Below are 26652 nucleotides of genomic sequence, written 5' to 3' on the forward strand. Positions count from 1 at the left end.
CTTCCCGAACACCAACAGCGCGATCTTGGCACTGCCGCCGTCGGCCCGCGCTCACCCGTCGGGCAGGATGGGCGCCATGACCGAGATCCACACGCCCCGCCTCCTCCTCCGCCGCTGGTCCGACGACGACCTCGTGCCGATGGCAGACATCAATGCCGACCCCCGAGTCATGCACTGGATCGACGACGGCTCCGTTCGCGACCTGGACCACACGGCCGAGGCCATCGAACAGTGGGAGGAGGAATGGGACGAGGAGGGATTCGGCCTCTTCGCCGTCGAACTGCTGGCCTCCGGCGAACTGGCCGGCTTCGTGGGGCTGTCCGTGCCCGAGTTCCTGCCGGAGGTGCTGCCCGCCGTCGCCATCAGCTGGCGGCTCGGCTCACCGTTCTGGGGTCAGGGGTACGCCTCCGAAGCCGCCCATGCCACGTTGGAGTTCGCACTCCAGGACCGTGGCCTCGACCGCGTCATCAGCATCACCCGAGCGGGGGACGACGCCTCCGAGAACGTCATCCGCAAGCTCGGTATGACGCCAGAGCGCGAGACGACGCACCCGGTGTACGGCTATCCGCTGTGCGTTCACGCCATCGATCTCACCGAGTTCCAGGCCTGAACCCGCCGAGCCGTCGATTCCCGCGGTTCAGGCACTGGTACGGTCCGGCGCGGCCGGCGGTGCGACGAGCACCTGGGTGAGCGGGATCCGGGCCAGCAGGATCGCTCCGTACAGGATCAGGGCGGCCCCGACGGTCTCGGGGATCAGCCACCAGCCGGTGCGTACCCGCTCCGCGTACAAGGTGACGCCCAGGACGAGGCTGACCAGGGCGTCGCCGAGGGTGAGGGCGGGTTGGGAAGCGACGAGGGGGCCGGACTGGACGGCGTTCTGGAGGAGGAACAGCGCGCAGACTCCGGTGGCGGCGAAGGCGTAGGTCTGCCAGGCGAGGAAGAACCCGGTGACGCCGTCCGTCTGCCAGGCGTGCGTGGCGTCCTTGATCAGGGCCGCGGTGAGCGCGTAGCCGATGGCCGCCGCGGCGCCGAAACAGGCGGCGCGTGCGCGTCCGGCGGGGCGCCGCAGCGCGACACCGACGGCAGCCACGATCACGCCGACGCAGCACACCATGGCCAGGATCCACCCGCCTGTGGTGGGCTGGTCGGTCCCGACCGAGGGGGCGGCCGCGGCCAGCACGGTACCCAGCCCGACGGCGATGCACACCACGGCGATCCACCCGCGCCGGGTCACCCGCCGCCGTAGCACCAGACCGCCGATGAGCAGCGCGAACGGCAGTTCCAGGACGAAGATCGGCTGTACGACGGACAGCGCGCCGTTGACCAGTGCCAGCGCCTGGAAGCACGCCGCCGCCATGACCGCGACCATCCCGCCCAGCCATACCGGCCGGTGCAGCAGCTCGATGAGCAGCCTGGCGTGGAAGCCCTCGGACAACGGCACGTCCTGTGCCGCGCGGCGCTGGAGGACAGTGGCGGTCGCGTTGCTGACCGCGGCCAGCACCGCGAAGACGACGGAGAACACCAACCCCACCGGCTTGCCCCTCCTCCTCTCCCGCTCCTCTCCCGCTTTCTCCCACGGGCGCCAACCGAGGCACACGCGTCACCCCCATGCTCCCGCGGCAGCACCGCGTCCGCCTCCCGGAGGTGCGGCCTTGGTACTCCGACCTGGCGTCGTAGCGACACTTCGAACTCCGCCGAAAGGTGTGGCTTTGGAGTACACGTGTGTGTCAATAAGGACGGAAGGTCATGGCGGCCCCGGTCCCGTCCCCCGGGGCAGGCGGTGCCGACCGAACCCGTCCTCTCCGTTCAAGGAGTCTCCATGCGTCTGCGCAAGCGTGCGATCGCCGCGGTATTCGTGGCCACCGCGGCCTTCAGTGCCGTCGGCCCACAAGCCATGGCCCTGCCCATGCCCTGGGAAACGAGCAAGGTCCCCGCGGCCGGCGCACAGGACACCCGGTCCTCGACGACCCACGGTGAAGCGCACACCGTCAGCGTTCTGTGCAGCGGCAACTGCTACCAGTAGCGGGGCCCATCACGGAGCGCATCGCGGCCGGAAATCACGGGTTGGCCGAGAACGTCTCCGCCTCGCGAGCGGTAGGCACGGTTCCGCCGACTCCGGCCCGGGTGGTACTGGCCAATAGCGCTCCGTAACCCTGTGGAACCGCACGGTGGCGAAAGAACGCCCGAGTCGGCCGGCCGCACCTTCGGTGTCATGGGCGGATGCGGGTGATCGCATGGTGTGATGGGCCGGTTACATCGCCTTCACGAGACGTACACTTCCGGCCGACCGCCTCTCCCTGCGTGCCCGTTGGGGCAGACGGTGCGCTCGCGGTTTGCCTAGCCTCCCGGGCCATGCGATCCACTCTGATGAGACGCCTCGGTCTCGCCGCCGTCTTCGCCCTTGTCCTCGCCGTGTTCGGTCTGGCCCCCAGCGCGAGCGCGGCCGACCCGGCTCCGGCCGACCTGACGTTCACGACCGACAGCGCCACCACCCACCCGGGCGGCACGGTGAACCTGTCGATGACGATCACCAACAACAGGACGTACGACGTCTGGTTCGTCTACCAGACGATCGACCCCACGTGGCTGACCACGCAGCGCCCCGACCTGAAGTACAGCTTCACCGGCTGCAGTCTGGCCACAGCCGCCGGCAGCACCCCCTGTTCGGGTACCGGGCCCGCCAACCTGGGCGCCAACTACGGCGCGACCATCCCGCCCGGTCAGAGCCGGACCGTCACACTGACGCTGCAGATCGCCGCCGACTCCGGCTGCAACGGCAACATCGGCTTCTACTCGTACTTCTATGCCGAGTTCAGCGACAGCGCCAACTCCAACGGCGGTCCGGTCTACACGCCCGAGACCCGCGTGCTCTGCTCCTGACGAAAGACCGGTGACCACGTCGGATCGAGCTCCGGGACGGGGCATCCACGGGGCCACCTGGTCCCCGGTGGCGGACGGTTCGCGCTGCGCGCGGGTCGGCCGCCACCGGCATGCCGGGGTCCGGGAGACTCAATTCCGGCCCGGACACATGAAGTTCACGTGGCCTGGACCAGTGATGCCGCGACTTGGCGGACTCCCTCGCTCCGCATCCGCTCCGGCCCGGGTCACGACCAGCCCACGGGGCCCATGGGCCAGCCTCGCCCCGCACTCCGCAGCGACCGACGGACCGGCGTTCCGGACACCCTGATGACCGATTAGACGCCTGCGCTTTTCCGTCATGTTTCGCAGCATGACCACGAAAGCTACACACAGACACCACTATGTGACGCGACGGATGCGTCGGCGACCGGCACCTGAGGGGGGCGGCGGCGTCACGCAAGGGGGTGCGTCCGCTCCGAAGGAGCTGTGCTCACCCCTGCCCGGGGAGGGGACTTCGCCGCATGCTGCGGACCAAGCGGACCATACGCAGAACCGCGCTGACCGTGGGCGCACTCATCGCCTCGCTCGGCCTGCCGGCCGGCACAGCCCACGCCGACGACACCGCACCCCGGATCGATCTGCGGGTGCTGGTCGTGAGCGACGGCGGCCCGTCGACCGATGCCATCGCCGCCGAACTGGACGCCTCGGGCACGCCGTACACCGAGGTCGACCTCCAGCAGTCCGGGAGGTCCGTGATCGACGCCGGCTTCCTGGCGGACACGGTGGACGGTCGTCCGCGCGCGAAGTTCCAGGCCGTTGTCCTGCCCAACGACAACCCGTTCCCGGCGGGCTCCGCCGAGATGGCGGCGCTGGCCGCGTACGAGCAGACGTACGCGATCCCACAGGTGGACGCGTACACCTACGCGCGTCCGGAGGCCGGGCTCAAGTACCCCGTCAGCGGCGGCTACTCCGGCAGCGTCGACGGCGTGCAGGCGCAGGTCACCGCGGCCGGCAAGGCCGGGCCTTTCGGCTATCTGGACGGCACCGTGCCGTTCGAGGACAACTCCGCTACGGTCGGCGAGAGTTACGCCTATCTGTCGACGCCCGCCGCCGGGGCCGACTTCACCCCGTACGTCGACGCGCCGATACCGGGGCAGTCGACGCGGGGTTCCCTGGTGGGCGAGTACCGGCACGACGGGCGGCGCGAGCTCGTCGTCACGTTCGTCTACAACCAGTACCAGCAGCAGTTCCGGCTGCTGGCCCGTGGCATCGTGGAGTGGATGACCGGGGGCGTGCACCTCGGCGCCTCTCGCAACTACTTCGCCGTACACGTCGACGACGTCTTCGCCGCCGACGACCGCTGGGACACCCAGCTCAACTGCACGCCCGGCGACATCGACTGCCCGCAGGGCGAGGGCGTGACCAACCCGATCCGCATGACCCCGGCGGACGTCGACCAGGCCGCCGCCTGGGAGAGCAGCCGGAACTTCACCCTCGACCTGGCCTTCAACGGCGCCGGCAGCGTGGACCAGCGTACGGACAACAACGGGGTCGACCTGCTGGCCGACAAGCTGATCGCCGACCGCGACAAGTTCCGCTGGATCAACCACACCTACACGCACGCCTTCCTCGGCTGTGAGCAGGACACCACCGTGGTGCCCTGGAAGTGCGCCACCAACACCGACGGCAGCACCAAATGGGTCAGCCGCACCGTCATCTCCGACGAGATCGCCACCAACCGGGCCTGGGGGCAGGCGGCCGGACTGCCCCTGGACGCCGGCGAGTTGATCACCGGTGAGCACTCGGGGCTCAAGGTGCTGCCGCAGCAGCCCGACGACAATCCCAACCTGGCGCCCGCGCTCACCGACAACGGCGTCGCCTGGCTCGGCTCGGACAACTCCCGCGAGCCCGACCAGCGTCAGGCCGGTCCCGCCACGACCGTCCCCCGCTACCCGATGAACGTCTTCTACAACGCGGGCCGAGCGGCCGAACAGGTCGACGAGTACAACTGGATCTACACCAGCCGCGCCCAGGGCGGCAGCGGCATCTGCGAGGACCACGCCGACACCTCCACCTGCCTGTCGGCGCCGCTGGACACCAGCACGGGCTACGCCGACTACATCGTGCCGCTGGAGACGAGGATCGACCTCGGACACGTGCTCTCCAACGACCCCAAGCCGCACTTCATGCACCAGTCGAACCTGGCCGAGGACCGCATCGCGTACCCGGTCCTCGACGGCGTGCTCAACGGGTACGACGCCCTGTTCGCCGACAACACCCCCGTGGTGAACCTGCGGATGAAGGACATCGGCACCGAGTTGCAGCGGCGCGCCGCCTGGAGGAGCGCGGTCGCCGCCGGTCAGGTCACCGGTTACCGCATCGGCGACACAGTGACCGTCCAGGCGCCCAGCGGCGTCGCGGTGACGGCCACCATGCCCACGGGCACCACCAACGGCACCGCCGGCTTCGGCTCCGCGTACGCCGGTGAGGTGTCCGGTTGGACCGCGTCGGCGGGCGCACCGCTCACGCTCGCCCTGCCGTCGACCACCCCGTCGCTGTCCGCGACCGTCGACGTGTCGCAGAAGGCGGCGACGACCCGTACCGCTCCGCGCACCCGCGTACCGGCCGGTGCGACCCGCCAGGTGCCCTACACCCCGGACAGCTGAACGGCGCACCGACAGACGCTCCCGGCCGCACCACCGGCGGCCGGGACCGGCACGACCACCACACAACTCGGCCGTGGAGCACATCGATGCACGTTCCCCACGGCGCGCGACGCCCCAAGTCAACGCGCGTCACTCTGCTCACCGAAGGTACCTATCCGCACAGTCATGGCGGCGTCAGCGTCTGGTGCGACCAGCTGGTCGGCGGCATGCCCGACATCGACTTCGACGTCGTCGCCGTGACCGGTACGGGACGCGAACCGATCGTGTGGGACATCCCCCCGCACGTCTCACGCGTCGTCGCGGTCCCCATGTGGGGGCCCGCGCCCGAAGGCCGGCCGCCCCGCGGTCGTCGGCGCAATCAACTCACCACCGCATACGAGCAGTTCCTCACCGCCCTGCTCGATCCCTGCGCGGAGGGCAGGTTCGCCGGCGCCCTGTACGAGATGGCGCGGGCCGCCGCGGACGGCATGCTGAGCCCCTTCCTGCGCGGGGACCGGGCGATCGGCATCCTGACCGCTGTCTGGAACCGGCCCGGGCTGGCCGTGCGTGAGGCACGGCCGACGCTGCACGACGCGCTCACCGCCACCGCCCTGCTGGAACACGCGCTGCGTCCGCTGGCCGCACCGCTGCCGGAGGACGGAGTTGCCCACGCGGTCAGCGGCGGTGTCGCCGCGCTGCCGGGCCTGGCCGCGCTGGAGCGGCACGGCGTGCCCCTGCTGCTGACCGAACACGGGGTCTATCTGCGCGAGCGCTACCTCGGCTACCGCACCGCCCCCTACCGCTGGCCGGTGAAGGCCGTCGTGCTGGGCTTCTTCCGGCTGCTGGCCGAGGAGACCTACCGGCGAGCCGCCCTGATCACGCCGGGCAACCGCTACAACCGGCTGTGGGAGGAACAGGGCGGCGCCGACCCCGAGTCGATCCGCACCGTCTACAACGGCGTGGACCCCGCCGCGTTCCCGCCGGCCGGCCCCGAGCCGACCGAACCCACCCTCAGCTGGGCCGGCCGCGTCGACCCGATCAAGGACCTGGAGACCCTCATCCGCGCCTTCGCCCTCGCCCGGGCCCAACTTCCCGCCCTGCGACTGCGGTTGTTCGGTGGGACACCTCGGGGCGGCGAGGCGTACCGGGAGCGGTGCGAGGCGCTGGCCGCCGAACTCGGCCACGCGGACGCGGTCACGTTCGAGGGCCGCGTCGACGACATCAAGGACGCCTACGCCGCGGGCAACGTCGTGATGCTCTCCAGCATCAGCGAGGGCTTCCCCTTCACTCTGATAGAGGCCATGTCCTGCGGACGGGCGACCGTCTCCACGGACGTGGGCGGGGTACGGGAGGCCGTCGGCGACACGGGTCTCGTCGTACCGCCGCGCGATCCCGCCGCGATGGCCGCGGCGGCGCTGGCACTGCTGGGTGATCCCGACCGCCGCCATGCGATGGGCGAGGCGGCTCGGCTGCGGGTGATCGAGCAGTTCACCCTGCGCCAGACAGTCGACACCTTCCGCTCGATCTACCTGGAGCTGTCGGCGCTCGGCCGGATCGCGCCGCGCGAGCCGTGGACGGCCGACCCGGCCACGACCGACGCCGAACTCGCGGCGGCGGGCGCGCAGTCGGGGAGCCTGGCCGGATGAGCGGGCCGATAGAGCTCGTACCCGGCGGGCCGGAGCAGGACACGTTGGCCCTCCGGCTCGCCGACGACCGCACGCTCGCCCCGCGCCTGCCGGATCACGGCCCGGACCGGGACGCGGTCGACCGGCTCGCCGCGGAGCTGGCCGACCGCATCGGGCCCGCCGTCCATCCGTACGAGGTGGCGGCGCTGCTGGAGTCGGAGGGGCTGACCGCCGAAGTCATCGAGGAGCGGTACGGGCACCCTCATCTCTTCTCGCTCGCCGCCACCCTGTTCGAACGGGTGCCGCGTACCTTCCCCGAGCCCGCGAAGCCGGCCGACCCGTGGCGCCCCGACCATGTGCGGTGCGCGTTGCGCGGGGCGCTGTTCGCGCTGCCGGGACTGGCCTACCTGCTCACGGGGCGACTGTGGCACGCCGATCGGCACACCCACGTCCTCATCGTGGCCGGGCTGGTCTCCTGGGCCTGGGGCCAGGCGCTGGGGCACCGGGCCTATCTGCGGATGACCACCGGGCGGCGGGAGGCCGGCCGCACGCTCCTCAAGGGCGCACCCCTGGGCGCCGTGGTGGCCACGGCCGCCGGGGCGCTGGTCGCCGGACGCGATCCGGCGGCCCTGGTCGCGGCCGCGCAGTCGGCGTACCTCGCGGCGGCCGGCGTGCTGCTGGTGCTGGGCCGGGAACGGCTGCTGCTGGCCGCGCTCACCCCGCTGACCGCCGGGGCGGCGGTGCTGCCGTGGTGGGAGCCGGGCACCGCGCTGCGTGCCGGACTGCCCCTGCTGGCGCTGCTCGGCACGGTCGTCGCGGCCGGGTGGGCCCTGCGGAGCACCCTCGCGGCCCTACCCGTCCCGGACGGCACCCGGCCCCGGCTGCTGCGCTCGCTGCCGTACGGCCTGTTCGGCCTGGCCGCCGGGTCGCTGGTGCTGCTGGAGGGCCGCCAGGAGCCGTACGCCGTGATCGTGCTGACCGTGAGCATGGGACCGGCCGAGTGGCTGCTGTACCGCTACCGGGGCATGTCGGTGGCGGCGCTGCGGGCGACGGCCACCCCGGCCGGGTTCCTGCTGCGTTCGGCAGGCGTGCTCGCCCTGTGTCTGTTCGCCTATCTGCTGCCGCTGCTGCCCGCGGCCCTGCTCACCGATGCCGAGCCGACCCCGCTGCTGCTGCTCGCGGCGACCCTGTGGACCGCGCTGCTGCTCCAGGCCTTCGGGGTGGCGTGGACGCCCGCCGGGGTGTGCCTCGCCGCCGCGGGCGGGGCCACGGCCATCACCCTGTTCCATCTCCCACCGGGCACGGGGGTGCTGTCGCTGTGCTGCGGCGCCGCCGCGCTGTGTCTCGCGGCGTGCGCGCTACGGCTGCTCGGGCGGCCCGCGCCGCATGCCTGACCTCCGGACCACCACCGCACGACACCGGCCCCCGGGCCGCGCCCGACGCACGGACATCACACGCGCAACCGACCGGAAGGACCACGCGTTGACCTCCGCACCGCTCGCCGCCGTCACCGGAGCCGAGGGTTTCATCGGCTCACACCTCACCGAGGCGCTGGTCGCCTCCGGACACCGGGTGAGGGCCATGGCGCAGTACAACTCCTTCGCCTCCTACGGCTGGCTGGAGACCCTGCCCACCGACGTCCTCGACCAGGTGGAGATCGTCCTCGGCGACGTACGGGACCCCGGCTCGGTCCGGGGCCTCCTCGAAGGCGCCGACTGCGCCTACCACTTGGCCGCTCTCATCGCGATCCCGTACTCGTACCAGGCACCGCACAGCTACGTGGACACCAATGTCACCGGCACGCTCAACGTGCTGGAGGCGGTGCGCGCCCTCGGCACACCCCGGCTGGTGCACACCTCCACGAGCGAGACCTACGGCACGGCGCAGACCGTGCCGATCACCGAGGACCACCCGATCAACACCCAGTCCCCGTACGCCGCTTCGAAGGCGGGCGGGGACCGACTCGCCGACAGCTACCACGCGAGCTTCGACACCCCGGTGGTGACCCTGCGCCCGTTCAACACCTTCGGGCCGCGCCAGTCGATGCGTGCGGTGATCCCGAGCGTCATCGGGCAGGTGGCGGCCGGCGCGCACACCATCACCCTCGGCGATCTGCGGCCCACCCGCGACTTCACCTACGTCAAGGACACCGCGCAGGCGTTCCTCGCGGTGGGCACCGCGCCCGCCGAGCGGGTGGTCGGCCGCACCTTCAACGCCGGAACCGGGGGCGAGATCTCCGTCGGTGACCTGGTCACACTGATCGGCAAGGTGATGGACACGGCCATCGACGTACGCGAGGACGCACAGCGCATCCGGCCCGCGAACTCCGAGGTCATGCGGCTGGTCGCCGACGCGACCCGGCTCGGCGAGGCGACCGGCTGGAGTCCCGGCCACGACCTGGAGCGGGGACTCGCGCACACCGTGGAGTTCTTCCGCGACCCGGCCAACCTCGCCCGGTACAAGACCGGCATCTACAACATCTGACCCTGTCCGGCACGTCCACGAAGGAGGAGCCCCTATGCACGCAGTGATCCTGGCGGGAGGCAAGGGCGTCCGGCTGCGGCCCTACACCACCGCGCTGCCCAAGCCGCTCGTGCCCATCGGCGACCAGCACGCCATCCTGGAGATCGTGCTGCGCCAGCTCGCCACCGCGGGCTTCACCCACTGCACGCTCGCCATCGGCCACCTCGGCGAGATCATCCGCGCCTACGTCGGCGACGGCTCCCAGTGGGGCATGGCCGTCGACTACGCCACCGAGGAGAGCCCCTTGGGCACCATGGGGCCGCTGCTCACCATGCGCGAGCGCCTGCCCGAGTCGTTCCTCGTGATGAACGGAGACGTCCTGACCGACCTCGACTACGCCGACGTCCTGAAGCAGCACCGGACCGCGGCCGCCCCGCTGACGATCGCGACCTACGCGCGCAAGGTGCACATAGACTTCGGCGTGCTGACCACCGACCAGAGCAAGGTCGTCGCGTTCACCGAGAAACCGAGCATGGACTACCGCGTCTCCATGGGCGTCTACGGGCTGTCCAGGTCGACCCTCGACGGCTACACACCCGGGCTGCCGCTGGGCTTCGACGAACTGGTGCTCGATCTGCTCACAGCACAGAACCCGCCGCACGCCTACGACTTCGACGGGTACTGGCTCGACATCGGCCGCCCCGACGACTACGACCGGGCCAACGCCGAGTTCACCACCCGCAAGTCGATGCTGCTCAAGGGAGCCTGACCACCGCATGCGCATTCTCGTCCTCGGCTTCACCGGCTACCTGGGCGGTCACGTCGTCGAGCACCTGCGCGCCCTGCCGGGCGCCCGGGTGTTCGGCGGCGGCCGCTCGCCCGCCGCGGAGCTGGACATCGACCTGGCCACCGCCCGTACGGACGGGCTGGCGAAGACCCTGGCGTCGGCGGCGCCCGATGCCGTGATCAACTGCGCGGGCTCGACCGACGGGGACGCCGTGACCCTCGCGGAAGTCAACTCCCGTGGCCCCGCCGTCCTGTGCGCGGCGCTGCGGGAGGCGGCACCCTCGGCACGCCTCGTCCAACTGGGCTCGGCCGCCGAGTACGGCCCCGGCACCCCGGACACCAGGGTGACCGAGACGTCGGCCACCCGTCCCGTCACCCCCTACGGCGCCACCAAACTCGCCGGCACGGTCACCGTGACCGCCTCCGGTCTCGACGCGGTGGTCCTGCGCGTGGGCAACCCGGTGGGGCCCGGCGCCCCGCCCACCGGGCTGCCCGGCCGGATCGCCGGGCTGCTGCACGCGGCCGGCCCGGACCCGGACGCGGTGATCCGGCTGGGTGACCTGTCGGCATACCGCGACTTCGTGGACGTACGCGATGTGGCGCGGGCGGCGGTGCTCGCGGCCACGTCGCCCGGGCCCCTGCCGCACGTCCTCAACATCGGGAGCGGACGTGCCGTCCCGGTGCGCGAGCTCGTAGGGACGCTGGCCCGCACCGCCGGGTTCCGGGGGCGGATCGAGGAGGACGGCGGCGGCTCGGCGCGCTCGGGGGCGGTGTCGTGGCAGTGCTCCGACATCGCCGCCGCCGGCGACAGCCTGGACTGGCGGCCGTCGTACGCCCTGGAGGAGTCGCTGGCCGCGCTCTGGGCGGCGACGTCCCTCCGGCCGGAAGGCGGCCGGGCGCCGTGAGCCTGCTCATTCCGCTGTACGTCCACCCGGCCGAGGACCCGGGCGCCTGGCACCGGCTGATCACGGCCGCGGCCCGCACGTACGCGGTGGTGATCAATCCCGCGAGCGGTCCGGGCCCGAGCCCCGACCCGGCGTTCACCGCGGCGGCCGGAGCACTGCGGTCGGCCGGCGCCCGCCTGCTCGGCTACGTGGACACCGACTACGGTGCGCGTCCCACGGCCGAGGTCACTCACGACGTCGTACGGCACCGGGAGTGGTACGGGGCCGACGGCTGCTTCCTGGACCGGGTGACCTCGGACCCGGCCGAACTGCCCGCCTGCCGCAGGCTGGTGCGCGCCGTACGCCGGCTGGGCGCCACGACCGTCGTACTCAACCCCGGGGTGCACCCGGCGCCCGGGTACGCGCGCGTCGCCGACCTGACGGTGACCTTCGAGGGGCACTGGGCGACCTACGTGTCGGCGTTCAGCAGGCCGACGTGGACCGCCCGGCACCCGCCCGAGCGGTTCTGCCATCTCGTCTACGGTGTGCCCGAGGCGCTCGTACCGCTCGCCGTGCGCACCGCGCGCGAACGCGGCGCGGCGGTCTGCGGCCCCGTGACGGGAGAACCGCCCAATCCCTGGGCGCGGTTGACGCCCGCGCTGAGCGAGGCCGACTGAGCCCGGGGTCGCCGCGGAGGCCGGGAGGGACGCGCGGGCGTCGACACGTGCCATGCTGGAACCGCTGATCATGGCGGAGAGCGAGGCAGAACAACAGCGTGAGCACAGCGACACGGCCGGGCCGGACGAGGATCTGGGACCGATTCGCGGCATCGGACCCGGGGCTGCTGCGGCTCATGGCCGGGCTGCGGACAGCGGGAGCCATCGCGCTCACGCTCGCGGTACTGGCGCTGCTCGGGGCCGGTAAGACTCAGTTGGTGGCCGGTTCCATCGCGGCCATGGCCGCGACCTTCGCCATCAAGGAGAAGCAGCAGCGCAAACAGGCGGTCACGCTCGCGCTCGGTCTGCTCGTGGCGCTCGCCGCGATGTCGCTGGGGGCGCTGCTCAGCACCCACGTGGTCGCCGGTGACCTCTTCTTCCTGGCGCTGATCTTCGCCGCCGTGTACAGCCGCCGCTTCGGCGATCGCGGAACGGCGCTGGGTCTCATCGGGTTCCAGGTCTACTTCGTGTCGCTGTTCGTCGGGGCCGGCGTCTCCGGTCTGCCGGGGCTGTGCGGGACCCTGGTCGTCGCGTTCGTGTGCAGCGCGCTGGTGCGTTTCGTCGTCGTGCCGGAGACGCCGGAGCGTGTGCTGCGTCGGTTGCGCGCGGCTTTCCGGGCCCGTCTGGCACAACTGGTCTCCGCCCAGATCGAGTTGCTGGACGCCGGCCCGGACCGGGTGGAGAAGGCTCTGGAGGAGGTCAGGCGGCACACCGCCCGGCTCCACGACAGCGCGATGATGATCCAGGGACGGCTGGCGGAGGGGACCAGCGACAGCGCCACCGCCGCGCTGGTGCAGCGGCGTATCGCCGACGCCGAGATCGCCGCCGAGCGGCTCGGGGTGCTCATCCTCACCGCCCGCAGCGCGGAACGCGCCGACACGCTCACCCTGCATCTGCCGAACGCGCCCGTGCCCGCGGCGAGCGACCGGCTCCGGGCGCAGGACGACACCACCGCCACCCTGCGCCGTGATCTCGAAGCGCTGCGCCTGCTCGTCCTGCGCCCGGTCGCCGAGGACCGCGGCACCGGGGTGGCCCACATGCGCAACCGGCTGCTCGGTTACCGCGACGAGGAGAACCTGCCGCGCGCCTCGGCGGCCGTCCAGGACGTCTTCCGCGGGATCGGGGAGACGGGGCGTTCCGTCCTGGGACTGCGGCTCGCCCTCGACGGACCCCAGGACGAGTCCGACGACACACCGTCGACGACCCGTTCCCGTGAGGAGTTGGACGCCGAGGACGTCGCCATCGCCAGGGCCGAGGAGGACGAGGAGGACACGCACGACCGCACGGGGTGGAAGCGTCCGACGACGCGTACCGCGGTCCAGGTGTCGGTGGGTTCGGCCCTGGCCATCGTCGGCGGGGAGTTCCTCTCCAGCCAGCGCTGGTACTGGGCCGTGCTGACCTGCTGGGTGGTCTTCCTCAACACGGCGTCCACCGGAGAGATCCTGGTCAAGGGTTACCGTCGGCTGCTCGGCACCGTCCTGGGCGTCATCGCCGGTGCCCTGCTGGCGAGTCTGGTCGGCTCCCACACCTGGACCGCGTTCGCCCTGGTGCTGCTGTTCATCTTCGCGATGTTCTTCACCGCGCCGCTGTCGTACGCCCTGATGTCCTTCTTCGTCACGGCGATGCTGGGCCTGCTGTACACACTGCTCCACACCTACAGCACCGGGGTGCTCGTCCTCCGTATCGAGGAAACGGCGCTCGGCGCCACCTGCGGTGTCATCGCGGCCGCCCTGGTACTGCCGGTGAACACGGACCGCCGTACCGACGAGCTGCTGGCCACGGTCCTGAAGCGGCTCGGGGAGGTCACCGGCGCGGCGGTCGACCAGCTGAGCGGCGGCCCGGCGATCGAGCTGCTGGACAAGGCGCGGGATCTCGACACGGCGCTGGACGATCTACGGTCCTCCACACAGCCGTTGACCCATCCGATCACCCCGCTGCGGGCCCGGCGGGAGACCGCGCGCTATCTCGTGGCGCTCCTGGAGACGTGCGCGTACCACGCGCGTTCCCTCGCCGCGACGGCCGAGCTGCTGCCCTACAGCAAGACCGTCGCGGCCGATCCCCGGCTCAAGGGGGCCGGCCGGCGCATCGCGCACAACATCGACGTCCTGGTCGCACGCGTCGAGGACGACGACGCCGAAGGCGTGGCCGAGACCGGCCCCAGCCTCGCGTCCATGCTGGAGACGGACCGGCCGGGCCTCCCCCGGCACGACCGCGTGACCGACCGGGTCCTACGGCATCTGCAGCGCCTGGACGAAGGCGTGATCGGTCTCGCCCGCCCCCTCGGAGTACCGGTGTCGACCCCCGCGGACACGGCGTCCCGGGGACCCGCCGTCTAGAGAGTGCCGGTGGTCACGCCTTCCGTGGAGTGCCGGTGGTCATGACGTCGGGAGTTGCGGCGTCACGACTTCAGAAATGCCGCCAGGCCCTCCAGCAGCCGTTCCACGTCGTCCTCGTCGTTGTACGGCGACAGTCCGAGGCGCAGGCCTCCGGTGTCGCCCAGGCCGAGGTGGCGTGATGCCTCCAGCGCGTAGAAGGTTCCCGCGGGAGCGTGCACGCTGCGCGCCGCCAGGAAGCGGTAGGCGTCGTTTGTGTCGCGGTCGTCGAAGGTCACGAGCAGGGTGGGGGTGCGGTCGGCCGCCCGCGAGCGGATCGTGACGCCCGCCAGTGCGGCCAGGCCGTGCTCCATCCGGTCCCGCAGCCCTCGCTCGTGCCGCTCGATCGACGCGAACGCGGACCGCAGCCGGGCGCGCCGGTCGTCCGCCGGACCGGTCCCGAGGCCGGCGAGCAGGTCGACGGCGGCGCGGGTGCCGGCGAGGAGCTCATAGGGCAGTGTCCCGAGCTCGAAACGCTCCGGGACCGCGTCGGTGGAGGGCAGCAGCTTGTCGGGACGCAGCGTCTCCAGCAGGGCCGGAGCGGCGGCGAGCACGCCGTGGTGCGGGCCGAGGAACTTGTACGGCGAGCACACGAAGAAGTCGGCGCCCAGTCGTGCGAGGTCCACGAACGCGTGCGCCGTGTAGTGCACGCCGTCGACGTAGAGCAGTGCGTCCGTGCGGTGGACCTGGCGGGCGATCTCCGCGACGTCGGGGAGGGTGCCGATCAGGTTGGAGGCGGCGGTGACGGCGACCAGCCGGGTGCGCTCGGTGAGCAGTTCGCCCACGGCCGAGGGCGGGAGTTCGCCGGTGACCGGATCGAAGTCGGCCCATCGCACCAGGACGCCGGCCCGCTCCGCGGCCTGGACCCAGGGGCGGATGTTGGCGTCGTGGTCGAGACGGCTCACCACGATCTCGTCGCCGGGGACCCAGTCCTTCGCCAGGGCCATGGAGAAGTCGTACGTGAGTTGGGTGGCGCTGCGGCCGAAGACGACTCCGGAGGGGTCGCCGCCCAACAGGTCGGCCATGGCCTGTCGGAACTCCCTGACGAAAGCCTCCGCGTTCGCCTCTCCCGCCGTGACGCTCCCCCGGTTCGACAGCGGGCGGGTGAGCGCGTCGGCGATCGCCGCGCCGACCCGCGCCGGCGTCTGCGTACCGCCCGGACCGTCGAAATACGCGATGCCGGTCCGCAGAGCGGGGATCTGGGCGCGCAACGCGCCGACGTCGTAGGTCACTCGGGCTCCTTGGGTGCGAGGTCGTCAGCTCGGGGACGACGACGTCAGGCGAGTTGTCCGGGCGGCAGGCTTCGGTAGTAGCTGCCGACCCGGGCCAGGTATGCGGGGTCCAGGGTCTCGCGGTCGGTCCGGAAGGCGGGTGCCGAGCTCATCTCCTCCCGGGTGCGGGCCATCGTCACCTTCCTCGCCTGTGTGTCGATGTCGGCGACGACACCCACAGGTACCAGAACACTCTTCCCGAACACCCACACGCCGGTGTCGACGATCAGGTGACGCATACCGGAATCGTCGGCCTGCCGGTCCACGTGCCCCATCGTCCCGTCGCTCGCCTCGACGGTGTAGCCCGTGAGGTCCAGCCCCTCGGGGCCGCTGAACTCCGGTGCGTACGTCCAGATTCTGTCGATCGTCATGCTGTTCCTCCTGAACCGTCTGCGTCGGACTTCAGAACAGCGATTACCCTGCTCTCCGGGCCGCATTCGACGGACTCGCGCGGTGCGGCACGTTGCCCGCCTCAGGTGTCAGCGCCTACGGCTGCGGGTCGCCCAGCCGCTGCCGACACCGGAGACGTGCAGGGCGAGCAGGGCCAGCCCTATGAGCATGACGTTGGTCGACGTGAAGACGTCGTTCGTCGAGATGTCCGCGGCATTGATCAAGAACGCGATGAACAGCACGATCGCCGCAACGATTCCGAGCATGAACTCTCCTCTTCCGAAGTGATGGTGGAGCCCGAGTGCCCCCAGGAATCCCGTCGACACAACTTCGCGTACCGGTCTGCGCGTACCGCTCGCGCGCCGGGAGTCCCCGCACGCAAGTCCAGCCGACCCGGAGGGGGCCGAACCGCGGGTCCTGCCGTCATCATTGAGCCCACCACCCGGGCCGCGAGTGCTGATCGGTCTGCTCCTGTCGCCGCACACGCCCCCACCGGCCCGCAGCTCATCGAAAGCAGACAGCAATGGCACACACCCTGGCCGTCTGGGCCTGTTCTCCCGTCGGAGCCGCTTCGTGATCGCGGCCCGTGTCCCGGGCCTGATCCTGCCCCTGGTCTATCTCTGCGGGCTCGTCGCGGTCCTGGTCTGGTACTGGAGGCACCGTGACGAGTAGAGCGAGTACGGCGAGTAGTGAGGGGCATGGTCGGCCCCCGGGTGGAGCGACCGCGGTCATCTCCGGGCGAGGTAGCTGCGTACGGTCGTTCCGGACGCGGCGGTGTGGACGCGTACGAGGTCGGACAGGAAGTGGACGAGGAGCAGGCCCCGACCGCCGAGTCGGTCCGGGCGCACCGGGCGGAGGCCGGCCAAGGGGTCGGTCAGGTGTCCCTCGTCACGCACCTCACAGACGATCTGCTCGCTCTCGGCCCAGATCCGCAGCGTCCCCCAGCCGCCTCCGTGCACCACGCTGTTGGTCGTCAACTCCGCGACGACGAGGTTCAGATCCTGCAACCGGGGCGGCGCCATCCCCCGCTCCCGTGCCTCGCGCAGCGCGAAGTCGCGTGCGGTGGGCAGCAGTCCGGCGGCGAAGCGGACCGTGGCGGCTCCCGGCGGATACGGCAAGGTCTCGTTGTAGCGCGCGAGGACGCGTTCGGGAGCGTAGGCGTGGCTGACGTCCGGCCGCCCTTCGCTGATCACCACGGGGTGCGTGGCGTGCGCGTCGGCGATCACGTCGTCGGAGAGGGTTCCCGCGTCGTACGGGCACAGGATGGTCACGTCACGTCCGCGGAACGCCTCGTTGATGAGGGCTTCGTGCTGGACGCAGGCCGGGTACTCGAGCGGCGTACGCCCGTACCAGATCGGCTCCCCGATGATGCGCACGGGGCGTCCGGGGTGGGCGTCGGCGAACGATCGCAGGACGGTGGGAACGATCCGGCCGGGGTTCCGGCCGGCCCGTGTCATGTCGATCCAGCGGACCTCGTCGGCGACCGGTCCGAGATCCGCCTTGAGCAGCGCCAGCCGGGACGGAGGTGCCGCCACCGCCACGGGCCGGCCGGTGGCGAGGCCCTCGGACACGAACGGCAGCGTGCCTTCCGCGTACTCCTGGTCGGAGCGATACAGGAGCGCGAGGTGCGCGAACGGCTCCGCCCGGTCTCGGGCGAGGGGCGACCGCGCTCCGTTCTCTCCCTGCTCCATGCCCACGGGCTCACCTCGGATCCCACTCTAGGCCGCGGCGGTTGCCGTCGGTGTGCGTCCGGCGGGCGGCCGCGGCGAGAAGTGGCACTGGCCCCACGTCCGGCGGGCCGCAGAACAGACACGTTTCGCAGGTTTCCGAAGTTGGGTGGCATGACCGGCTTGAGACGGGGCAGACGGGCTCTGTCTTCAATTCCTTCGAACGATTTGGGGTGGACCGCATGGCAGCCGTGACGGCAGCGAAGGCGACCAACACGGCACTGCAGGCCGGGACGGTACAGGAGGAGGCACTCCCCCTGATCGACGAGCCGCTGAAGATCAGCCCGAAGGACGCGCGCGGGTTGTCGCGTCAGTTCTTCGACCGGCTGGCCGTGCTGGAGGAGGGCACGCACGACTACCAGTACGCGCGCAACACGCTCATCGAGATGAACCTCTCCCTCGTGCGGTACGCGGCGGCTCGCTTCCGCAGCCGCAGCCAGGACGAGATGGAGGACATCGTCCAGGTCGGCACGATCGGGCTCATCAAGGCGATCGACCGCTTCGAGCTGACCCGCGAGGTCGAGTTCACGTCCTTCGCCGTTCCGTACATCGTCGGCGAGATCAAGCGTTTCTTCCGCGACACCAGCTGGGCCGTGCACGTGCCGCGCCGTCTTCAGGAGGCGCGGATCGAGCTCGCCAAGGCGACGGACGAACTGCGCACCCGCCTCGGCCGCACCCCGACCACGCGTGAGCTGGCCGCGCTGATGTGTCTCTCCGAGGAGGAGGTCATCGAGGCGCGCAAGGCCTCCAACGGCTACAACTCCTCGTCCCTCGACGCCGCGCTCACGGCCGACGACGGCGCGGACGGGGACACCGTTCTCGCGGACTTCATCGGCGAGGACGACCCCTCGCTCGAACTCGTCGAGGACTTCCAGTCCCTGGCTCCGCTGATCGCCGAACTGGACGAGCGTCAGCGCCGGATCATCCACATGCGTTTCGTCGAGGAGCGCACCCAGGCCCAGATCGGCGAGGAGCTCGGCATCTCGCAGATGCACGTCTCGCGTCTGATCACCCGGATCATCAAGCGTCTTCGCACCGGGCTGCTCGATCCCGCGGTCGCCTGACGCGCCGCGGTCGGCTGACGTACCCGCTCCGGGCGACGTTCGTCCGGGGCGCCGCGGGACGGTCCCGCCCGAAGTCGGGCGGGACCGTCCTGTGCGTCACCGGGCCCGAGTCCCGGTCGACGCCGTGCTCGGTGCCGGGGCGTACCCGGCGGGCCGGGCGGTGAAGACTCCCCGGCCCCGGGTCCGGCTGCGCAGCCGGGTCGCGTAGCCGAACAGCTCGGCCAGCGGCACGGTCGCGGTGATCACCACGACTCCCGCCCGCGCGACGGAGCCCGAGACCTGCCCGCGTCGCGCCGCCAGGTCACCGAGGACCCCGCCCACGGCGTCGTCCGGCACGGTGACCGTGACGTCCGCCACCGGTTCCAGGAGAACCATCGCGCAGGCGCGCAGTGCTTCCCGCAGCGCGAACCGGCCGGCCGTCCGGAACGCCCGCTCCGAGGAGTCCTTCGGGTGGGTCGCTCCATCGGTGAGGACGACACGCAGCCCGGTGACCGGGTGCCCGCCGAGCGGCCCGTCGTCCAGCGCGTCACGGCAGCCGGCCTCCAGCGCCCGGACGTACTCCTGCGGCACCCGCCCGCCGACGACGGCGGAGCGGAACTCGAAGCGCGTCGCGCCCTCGCCGCCGTCGCCCGGGACGTCCTCCAGCGGCTCCACGTCGAGCACGACATGGGCGAACTCACCGGCGCCGCCGTCCTGTTTGACGTGCCGGTGGACCAGCCCCGACACTCCCCGGGCGACCGTCTCCCGATAGGCCACCCTCGGCCGGCCGACCCGGACGTCCAGCCCGTGGGCGAGCCGGATCTTCTCCATCGCCACCTCCAGATGCAGTTCTCCCATGCCCGACAGGACCAGCTGGCCGGTCTCGGGGTCGGTGCGCACGACCAGCGAGGGATCCTCCTCGACCAGCCGCGTCAACGCGGACACCAACAGGTCCGCCTCAGCGCTGCCGACGGCCTCGACGGCCACCGAGACGACCGGATCGGCGACGGTCGGCGGTTCGAGAACCAGCGGAGCCCCGGGGACACACAGGGTCGACCCGGCGCGGGCCGACCTCAGCCCGACCACCGCGACGATGTCGCCCGCCACCGCCTGCTCCAGTGGGGCGTGGCGGTCGGCCTGGACCCGCAGGATCCGGCCGATGCGCTCGGTGCGCCCCGTGCCCGACTCCCACACCGTCTCTCCCTTCCCGATCGTTCCCGAATAGACACGCAGGTACGTCAGCCGCCCCGTGGCGGTCGCGTTCACCTTGAACACCAGTGCCGCGAACGGTGCCTCCGGGTCGGCGAGCCGCTCCTGTTCCGTGCCGTCCCGGGTGCCGCGTACCGGGGGCACGTCGCGCGGCGACGGCAGGTAGGCCACCACGGCGTCGAGCAGTGGCTCGATCCCGCGGTTGCGGTAGGCCGAGCCGCACAGCACGACCACGCCGTCGCCGGAACGGGTCAGGTCGCGCAGCGCGGCGGTCAGGGTCCGCGCGGAGAGCGTCCCTTCCGCGCAGAACTCCTCGAGCGCGCCGGGGTGGAGTTCCGCCACCGCTTCCTCCAGCTGTCGGCGGCGGCCTTCCGCCGCGTCCCTCAGTGCCTCGGGCACGGGGCCTTCCTCGACCGTGTCGCTGCCTTCGAGCCAGACCAGTGACCGCATGCGCGGCAGATCCACCACACCGGTGAACCCGGCCTCCGCTCCGATCGGCAACTGGACGACCAGCGGGGCCGGATGGAGCCGCTCCCTGATCGACTCGACCGCGCTGTCCAGGTCGGCACCGGCGCGGTCGAGCTTGTTGACGAAGGCGATCCTGGGCACGCCGTACCGGTCCGCCTGGCGCCACACCGACTCGCTCTGCGGTTCGACTCCCGCGACGGCGTCGAACACCGCCACGGCGCCGTCGAGCACCCGCAGGGAGCGCGCCACCTCGTCGGAGAAGTCGACGTGGCCCGGGGTGTCGATCAGGTTGATCCGGTGCGCGTCCCAGGCGCAGCTCACGGCTGCGGCGAAGATGGTGATGCCACGATCGCGTTCCTGGGGGTCGAAGTCGGTGACGGTGGTGCCGTCATGGACCTCGCCCCGCTTGTGGGTGGTCCCGGTGAGATACAGGATCCGCTCGGTGAGGGTGGTCTTCCCGGCGTCGACGTGGGCGAGGATGCCCAGGTTGCGGACGGCGGCGAGCGGGGTGTCGAGGTGACGGTGCAGGTCGGTACGCACGGCCCATGGCCTTTCGGAATGATCCGGATGGGGCGGCGCGATTTCCCGGACGAAGCGGCCCGCGGTCGTGCCGCGGGCCGTGCGGAGACCTCCGGCCACGGCACATGCCCGTCGGGGCGTACGGAGCCGATCTGCCCGGTGACGGGCGGGGAGAGGTCAGATGTTCGTCACGGACCACCGGTGTCGGCCGCGCAGCCGGCACCGGGGAGCCGAAGACACGAGGATCACCTCGTACCGCGACGGGGGAACGACGACAGCGGTGCGGTGACGCACGGCCCGGCTCCCCTCACTCGTCAGGACGCGCGCCACGGTGGTCCGCAGGTGCGGTGAGCGCGCGTTGTGGGGTGAGTGTAGGGAGCGCGAAGCGGTCGGCGCACCGGAATTACGCTCCTCGCCCCGCGCCCGGTCCCCGAGTTGAAGACTCCGACGGGTCCCGGAGTCGCGGGATCCGGGCCGGTCCCGAGTTGCGGATCCCGGACCGTCCCGGGATCGCAGGTCCCGGGACGGTCCGGTCAGAGCAGGCCGGCGTCGGCCTCCGAAAGCGCCCGGGCGAGCAGTCCCCCGGGCGGCTCCGTGGGCCTCAGCAGTTCGGCGACGGCCGCCCCCGTGACACCGTGCCAGGTTCCGTACCGTCGGAGCATGGCGTGGTCACCGCCCTTGACCAGCAGCAGACCCGCGCGGGAGCCTGCGGCCCTGGCCCGACGGAGGAACGCGACCGACTCCGACGGATCGGTGACGCGGTCGCGGTCGCCATGGAGCGCGATCACCTTCTTGTCCTGGAGGTGGGCCACCGGTTCGCCCTCCGGACACCAGGGCGCCAGCGCCACCACTCCCCCGACCTGTGTCGCCGCCGCGACGCGCAGAGCTGCCCGGCCGCCCATCGAATGGCCCACGAGAACCACGGGCACCTCGCCGACGAGGCGGGCGAGCTCCGCGAGTGCCCGCTGGACGTCACCGACGGGGTCCGCCCGTGAACCGTTCCAGCCCTGGAGGCGGTAGCGCACCTGTCCGAGGAAGATCTCGTCGTCCGGCACGGCAGTGGCGACGGCCCGGACAACGGGCCTCATCCGCAGCGCCGCCACGTTCCAGGGCCGCGAGGGGGCCAGGCTGTCGGCCCGGCCCCCGTGCAGGACGAGCACGGCCGCACGCGCCGCATCCGAGTGACGGACCGGCACCAGGGCGGTGTCGGCCCCGACCGGTCCACGCGCCGGTGCGCCAGAGGTCGTTGTCCGCGTTCGGCCCCGCATCACAGCTCTTCCCGTGTCCCGACTCCGCCTGTGGGATAAGTGTCCCATCGCCCACTGGTCGTCCGTCGCCGGGCACGGCGCGGACGGGTCGCCAGCCGCGACGATGCCCGGCGCGGAAACGCCGGTACTGCCCCCCGAAAGAGGGCAGTACCGGCGGACGAGGCGGTGTCAGTGTCCGGACCCGTAGTGTCCGCCGAGCTGATCGCGGTAATGCGGATCGCCGAGGTGCTTCTCCTTGTCGAACTCCGGTGCCGACTTGATTTCGTCTTTCGACCGGGCGACGTGGATGGTCTTCTCCTCGTGGCTGATCGCCGTGATCGTCCCGGCGGGCAGCAGGACCTCCTTGCCGAAGATCCAGATGCCTGTGTCGACCACGATGTACTGGGATCCGACCTCGTCGGAGTGCTTGTCGACCTTCCCGATGTGTCCGTCGGTCGCTTCCACCCGGTACCCGGTGAGGTCCGCGTCGGGTGTGTGGCCGCTGGTCGGAGTGTAGGCCCACAGATTCTCGTACATGAAGAAATCCTCCAGCTGTGTCGCGGTGCGCTTGAAACACCGGGTGTCCGTTCAGGGCGCGCCGACACCCATTTTTTCCGAAGAGAATCCTCAGAGAATTGCGATTTTCAACCAACAGCAGGAATTCTTCGCGCGGAACAAGGAAATCCTCGAGGTCCGGCGGCCCGTCCGGCCCACCGTGATGCGCCAGACCGCCGGAAGGAGGAGCGTGGTGGGGTAGGGAGGAGTGCTATGGGCACGGCCGACCACCGGCATCAGGGCCGGGAGAACCAAGGCTGGCTGCGCGGAGCACCACCACCGCGCTGGGTGCGGGTGCTGCCGCCGGCGCTGCTGGTGGCGGTCTGCACCGCCGAACTCCTGAGTCGCTACCCCTTGGACATCGGCTTCCTGCTGGGCGCCATCCCATCGCTGGCCGTGCTCTCCTACGGACCGGTGGCGACGGCCTTCTTCGGCGCCGTCATCATCGTGTTCCTGTTCGTACCGCCGCTCCAGCTCAATCATCCGGGCAACACCGACCTGTGGACGATCACGTTCGTCGCGATCCTGAGCGTCGTCATCTCCCTGGTGCGCAGTCGGCGCGACGCCCACCTGGTCACGGTGCGCACCGTCGCGGAGGCCGCCCAGCTCGCCGTACTGCCGCCGCTTCCCGAACGCGTCGGCCCGGTGCGCTGCACGGCGCTCTACCGGGCGGCGCAGCGCGAGACACTGGTGGGTGGCGACTTCTTCGACGTGCGCGCCGGACCGTACGGTGTGCGGGCGGTGCTGGGCGATGTGCAGGGGCACGGGCTGTCGGCCGTCAAGACCGTCGCTTCCCTCCTCGGGGCGTTCCGGGAGACCGTGCTGGACCAGAGCGACCTGAAGTCGGCCGCGAGCCGCCTCGATCGCCGGCTCGTCGTGGACTCGGCCCAGACCGCACACGCCGAACTGTTCGCGACCGCCCTGCTGCTGGAGTTCTCGGCCGACGCGGACGCGGTGCGCCTGACGTCCTGCGGACACCCGCATCCGTTTCTGCTGCGCGACGGCAAAGCCGTCGAGCTCGTTCTCGAACCGGGCGCCCCCCTCGGTCTCGGGTTCTTCGACATCTCTCCGCCGCAGGTCTGCACCGTCCGGCTGGAGCGCGGCGACCGGCTCTTCCTGGGCTCCGACGGAGTGACCGAGAGCCGGGACGAGACGGGCGCCTTCTATCCCCTGGCCGAGCGCCTGACCACGTTGTCCCAGGAGAGACCGGCCGACCTCACCGACCGCGTCTGGGAGGACCTTCTACGGTTCTGCACCGCGGTGCGTGACGACGTCACGATGCTGGTCCTCACACCTGACCCGCAGGGCGAGCGGAGGTGAGGACGGTTCGTCCGCCCGGACCGCACGGGGCGGGCCGGGCGGACGAGGTCGGCGGGCGGACAGGTCAGGGGGTGAGCTGCCACTGCTGGATGTAGCCGACGTCGATCGCGGCGGTGTCCTGGACCCTCAGTTTCCAGGTGCCGTTGACGGGTTGCGCGGAGGCGTCGACGGTGAAGGTCTGGTCGACGTTGTCGGCGCTGCCGCCGCTGTGGTTCAGCAGCGAGTAGACGGTGCCGTCGGGACCCACCAGGGAGACCGTCAGGTCACCGCGGTAGGTGTGAATGATCTTGACGTAGACCTGGGTGGTGGCCGAGGCGTTGCCGGTCCGGCCGGTGACGGTGATGGGTGACTCGACCGCGGCCCCGGCATCGGGGATGTCCACCCGCGTGCTGTTGGCGTAGATGTTCGCCACCCGCCAGGTGAAGCTCACCGAGACCGACGCTCCCGTGCTGTTGGTGACCGTGAGGGTCACGGCGCTGGACCCGGTGGTGGTGGGAACTCCCGAGATCAGGCCGGTGTCGCTGATCGTCAGGCCGTCCGGCAGACCGGTGGCCGCATAGGTCAGGCCGGCGCCGGAGTTGGTGGTGTAGGCGCTGGTCTGGAGGGAGACCTGCTGGCCGACCCCGCTCGTCTGGTCGTCGATGGGCGCCACGTTGACACCCAACGCGATCCGGTCGCCGACATGGATCCCGGCCCAGGCGGCTGCGACGGCGAGGTAGGTGTCGCTGTACGCGCCGAAGAGGTCGGCGGCAGCCTGGAGGGTCGCGGTGCGGGCTCCGGCGTAGTTGGTGCTTGAGGTCATGTAGGTGGTCAGGGCCCGGTACCAGATCCGCTGGGCGTTCTCGATGCCGATACCGGTCACGGGGACACCGTCGTAGGTCGGGCTGTCGTACGAGACCCCGTTGACGGTCTTGGCGCCGCTGCCCTCGGAGAGCAGGTAGAAGAAGTGGTTGGCCGGTCCGGAGGAGTAGTGGACGTCGAGGCCGCCCAGCGAGGAGTCCCAGTTGTCGCGGGACGCGCCGTCCTTGGAAGGCTTGTCCATGTACCGCAGCGGGGTGCCGTTGCCGTTGATGTCGATCTTCTCGCCGACCAGGTAGTCGGGGACGTCGGCGGGCAGGTTGGCGTGGAACTCCACCGCGGCGGCGAAGATGTCCGAGGTCGCCTCGTTGAGGCCACCGGACTCGCCCGAGTAGGTGAGGCCCGCGGTGGCGGCGGTCACGCCGTGGCTCATCTCGTGCGCGGCGACGTCCAGGGCGGTCAGCGGGTGCGCGTTGCTCGCGCCGTCCCCGTACGTCATGCAGAAGCAGCTGTCGGACCAGAAGGCGTTGACGTAGCCGTTGCCGTAGTGCGCGCGGCTGTAGGCGGCCACGCCGTCGTTGCGGATGCCGTCACGGCCGAAGACGTCCTTGTAGTAGTCCCAGGTGGCCGCCGCACCGAAGGCGACGTCCACGCCGGCCGTCTGCCGGTTGCTCTGGGTGCCGTCTCCCCAGACATCGTTGTCATCCGTGAAGAGGGTGCCGGTGCCGGAGGTGCCCTGGTTCAGGTCGTAGGTGCGGTGACCCGCGCGGTCGCCGTCCACCAGTTGGTACGTGGAGTCGGACGGCGTGGTGCTGAGCGGAACCGATCCGGCGTACTGGCCCGTGCCCGTGCCGGTGCGCACCGCCTGGAAGTCGAACAGGGCCTTGCCCGAGGTGGCGTCGGTGATGACATGGAGCTCGCTCGGCGTGCCGTCGTCCTGGGTGCCGCCGACCACCGACTCCCAGGCCAGCACCGGCTCGGCTCCGGCGGCCCAGACGACGAGCCGGGGAGCGCCGTGGACCGCGGGACGCGTGGCGTCGGCCTTCTTCGCGACCGCGAGCGCCTTGCGGGCGGCGGTGGCAGACGTGACGCGGGCGGTGGTGGTCGGCACCTTGAGGTCGGCCTCGCTCGCCTCGGACACGGTGGAGAGACCGTTCTTGACGTGTACGACGAGGTCGCCGCCGAGGACGGGCAGTCCGGCGTAGGTGCGCTCGTAGCGGGTGTGCGTGGTGCCGTCGGCGTCCTTCGCGACGTCCTTGACGATCAGCTTCTCCTTGGAGCCGAGGTCGAGGATCTTCGCGGTGGTGGCGACCGCGGCGGTCGCGCTCTTGAGCAGCGCGGCGTGCGCGGCGGGCGAGAGCTTCGCCGGGGCCGCGCCGGCCCGGGGGGTGGCGACGATCTTCGCGTGGCCGCGGTCGCGGGGGGCCGCGGACGCGACGCCGGTGTGGAATCCGGCGGCGAGCAGCGTGCCGGCGGCGGTGAGCGCCAACGCCGCGGTGTATCTGCGTCGGTGCGAGGTGCGGTGGGGCGGGAGCAAGGGCTTCTCCTTCTGGCGACGATCGGCCCGTGGTCGAGGCCGAGAGAGCGGGCCGGCAGGGGGCGGCCGGCTGGCAACGCGCTGAGCAGGGAAGGGCGCTGCACGAGGTGACCCACGAGGGGTGTGTCGGAACTCGGCGGCGCGCGACAGGTGGGGGGTGTGAAGGAACGGTGAACGTTCAAGAGCAGACTGGCATCGCATATGCCGCCTTGTCATGG

The 26652-nt window shown here is 71.3% G+C and carries 23 protein-coding genes; 14 read left to right on the forward strand and 9 right to left on the reverse strand.

The window, feature by feature from the left end; translation table 11 throughout:
* Positions 1-76 precede the first annotated feature (76 nt).
* A complete protein-coding gene (locus ACIQTP_RS11920) occupies positions 77-610 on the forward strand; it encodes a GNAT family N-acetyltransferase (protein WP_402046866.1) in 534 nt (177 codons plus the stop codon).
* A gap of 27 nt (positions 611-637) precedes the next feature.
* On the opposite strand, the gene ACIQTP_RS11925 is transcribed toward ACIQTP_RS11920, so the two are convergent.
* Positions 638-1531: a DMT family transporter gene (locus ACIQTP_RS11925; RefSeq protein ID WP_403398833.1), complete on the reverse strand. Its 894-nt coding sequence runs from the start codon at positions 1529-1531 to the stop codon at positions 638-640.
* Between the two features lie 288 nt (positions 1532-1819).
* On the opposite strand from ACIQTP_RS11925, the gene ACIQTP_RS11930 reads away from it, so the two are divergent.
* The 10 genes from ACIQTP_RS11930 (at position 1820) to ACIQTP_RS11975 (ending at position 14314) form a co-directional block, all read left to right on the forward strand.
* Positions 1820-2023 (forward strand): hypothetical protein, encoded by a 204-nt coding sequence (locus tag ACIQTP_RS11930; protein WP_403398835.1) that lies wholly within the window; start codon positions 1820-1822, stop codon positions 2021-2023.
* A 329-nt stretch (positions 2024-2352) separates the two neighbouring features.
* Positions 2353-2880, forward strand: a complete 528-nt coding sequence (locus tag ACIQTP_RS11935; protein WP_403398838.1) for a hypothetical protein — start codon at positions 2353-2355, stop codon at positions 2878-2880.
* 500 nt (positions 2881-3380) lie between these two features.
* A complete protein-coding gene (locus tag ACIQTP_RS11940; protein ID WP_403398840.1) occupies positions 3381-5525 on the forward strand; it encodes a hypothetical protein in 2145 nt (714 codons plus the stop codon).
* Positions 5526-5611: 86 nt separating this feature from the next.
* Positions 5612-7150, forward strand: a complete 1539-nt coding sequence (gene pelF / locus ACIQTP_RS11945) for a GT4 family glycosyltransferase PelF (RefSeq protein WP_403398842.1) — start codon at positions 5612-5614, stop codon at positions 7148-7150.
* Positions 7147-8523 (forward strand): hypothetical protein, encoded by a 1377-nt coding sequence (locus ACIQTP_RS11950; protein WP_403398844.1) that lies wholly within the window; start codon positions 7147-7149, stop codon positions 8521-8523. The genes pelF and ACIQTP_RS11950 overlap by 4 nt, the downstream gene beginning before the upstream one ends.
* Positions 8524-8611: 88 nt before the next feature.
* Entirely contained in the window at positions 8612-9613 is a 1002-nt protein-coding gene (locus tag ACIQTP_RS11955) for a GDP-mannose 4,6-dehydratase (RefSeq protein WP_403398846.1), read from the forward strand.
* 34 nt (positions 9614-9647) lie between these two features.
* Positions 9648-10361: an NDP-sugar synthase gene (locus tag ACIQTP_RS11960; RefSeq protein WP_403398849.1), complete on the forward strand. Its 714-nt coding sequence runs from the start codon at positions 9648-9650 to the stop codon at positions 10359-10361.
* Between the two features lie 7 nt (positions 10362-10368).
* Positions 10369-11283 (forward strand): NAD-dependent epimerase/dehydratase family protein, encoded by a 915-nt coding sequence (locus ACIQTP_RS11965; RefSeq protein ID WP_403398851.1) that lies wholly within the window; start codon positions 10369-10371, stop codon positions 11281-11283.
* Positions 11280-11939 carry a spherulation-specific family 4 protein gene (locus tag ACIQTP_RS11970; RefSeq protein WP_403398853.1) on the forward strand — a complete coding sequence of 220 codons (660 nt, stop codon included), beginning with the start codon at positions 11280-11282 and terminating at the stop codon, positions 11937-11939. Before ACIQTP_RS11965 ends, ACIQTP_RS11970 begins: the two co-directional genes overlap by 4 nt.
* Positions 11940-12037: 98 nt before the next feature.
* Positions 12038-14314 (forward strand): FUSC family protein, encoded by a 2277-nt coding sequence (locus tag ACIQTP_RS11975; RefSeq protein WP_403398855.1) that lies wholly within the window; start codon positions 12038-12040, stop codon positions 14312-14314.
* Positions 14315-14376: 62 nt separating this feature from the next.
* Here the strand turns inward: ACIQTP_RS11975 and ACIQTP_RS11980 are convergent, their stop codons facing one another.
* The 4 genes from ACIQTP_RS11980 to ACIQTP_RS11995 form a co-directional block, all read right to left on the reverse strand.
* On the reverse strand, positions 14377-15582 hold the full coding sequence (locus tag ACIQTP_RS11980) for a cysteine desulfurase-like protein (RefSeq protein WP_403398857.1): 1206 nt from the start codon (positions 15580-15582) through the stop codon (positions 14377-14379).
* A gap of 44 nt (positions 15583-15626) precedes the next feature.
* Positions 15627-15992 (reverse strand): PRC-barrel domain containing protein, encoded by a 366-nt coding sequence (locus ACIQTP_RS11985; protein WP_403398859.1) that lies wholly within the window; start codon positions 15990-15992, stop codon positions 15627-15629.
* Between the two features lie 108 nt (positions 15993-16100).
* Positions 16101-16277, reverse strand: a complete 177-nt coding sequence (locus ACIQTP_RS11990) for a hypothetical protein (RefSeq protein ID WP_402046902.1) — start codon at positions 16275-16277, stop codon at positions 16101-16103.
* Between the two features lie 462 nt (positions 16278-16739).
* Positions 16740-17702: an anti-sigma factor RsbA family regulatory protein gene (locus ACIQTP_RS11995; protein ID WP_403398861.1), complete on the reverse strand. Its 963-nt coding sequence runs from the start codon at positions 17700-17702 to the stop codon at positions 16740-16742.
* Positions 17703-17920: 218 nt separating this feature from the next.
* On the opposite strand from ACIQTP_RS11995, the gene ACIQTP_RS12000 reads away from it, so the two are divergent.
* Positions 17921-18802 carry an RNA polymerase sigma factor SigF gene (locus ACIQTP_RS12000; RefSeq protein WP_403398863.1) on the forward strand — a complete coding sequence of 294 codons (882 nt, stop codon included), beginning with the start codon at positions 17921-17923 and terminating at the stop codon, positions 18800-18802.
* A 96-nt stretch (positions 18803-18898) separates the two neighbouring features.
* On the opposite strand, the gene fusA is transcribed toward ACIQTP_RS12000, so the two are convergent.
* The 3 genes from fusA to ACIQTP_RS12015 form a co-directional block, all read right to left on the reverse strand.
* On the reverse strand, positions 18899-20998 hold the full coding sequence (gene fusA / locus ACIQTP_RS12005; protein WP_403398865.1) for an elongation factor G: 2100 nt from the start codon (positions 20996-20998) through the stop codon (positions 18899-18901).
* A gap of 512 nt (positions 20999-21510) precedes the next feature.
* Positions 21511-22173, reverse strand: a complete 663-nt coding sequence (locus tag ACIQTP_RS12010; RefSeq protein ID WP_403398867.1) for an alpha/beta hydrolase — start codon at positions 22171-22173, stop codon at positions 21511-21513.
* A gap of 240 nt (positions 22174-22413) precedes the next feature.
* Positions 22414-22761 carry a PRC-barrel domain containing protein gene (locus ACIQTP_RS12015; protein WP_403398869.1) on the reverse strand — a complete coding sequence of 116 codons (348 nt, stop codon included), beginning with the start codon at positions 22759-22761 and terminating at the stop codon, positions 22414-22416.
* On the opposite strand from ACIQTP_RS12015, the gene ACIQTP_RS12020 reads away from it, so the two are divergent.
* Positions 22760-22981: a hypothetical protein gene (locus ACIQTP_RS12020; protein ID WP_403398872.1), complete on the forward strand. Its 222-nt coding sequence runs from the start codon at positions 22760-22762 to the stop codon at positions 22979-22981. The genes ACIQTP_RS12015 and ACIQTP_RS12020 overlap by 2 nt on opposite strands.
* An 11-nt stretch (positions 22982-22992) precedes the next feature.
* Positions 22993-24099, forward strand: coding sequence for a PP2C family protein-serine/threonine phosphatase (locus ACIQTP_RS12025; protein ID WP_403398874.1), 1107 nt, complete (start codon positions 22993-22995; stop codon positions 24097-24099).
* Between the two features lie 64 nt (positions 24100-24163).
* Here the strand turns inward: ACIQTP_RS12025 and ACIQTP_RS12030 are convergent, their stop codons facing one another.
* Entirely contained in the window at positions 24164-26434 is a 2271-nt protein-coding gene (locus ACIQTP_RS12030; RefSeq protein ID WP_403398876.1) for a M4 family metallopeptidase, read from the reverse strand.
* Between the last annotated feature and the right edge of the window lie 218 nt (positions 26435-26652).

This window comes from Streptomyces sp. NPDC090798 (genome assembly GCF_044768965.1).
Taxonomy (GTDB): domain Bacteria; phylum Actinomycetota; class Actinomycetes; order Streptomycetales; family Streptomycetaceae; genus Streptomyces.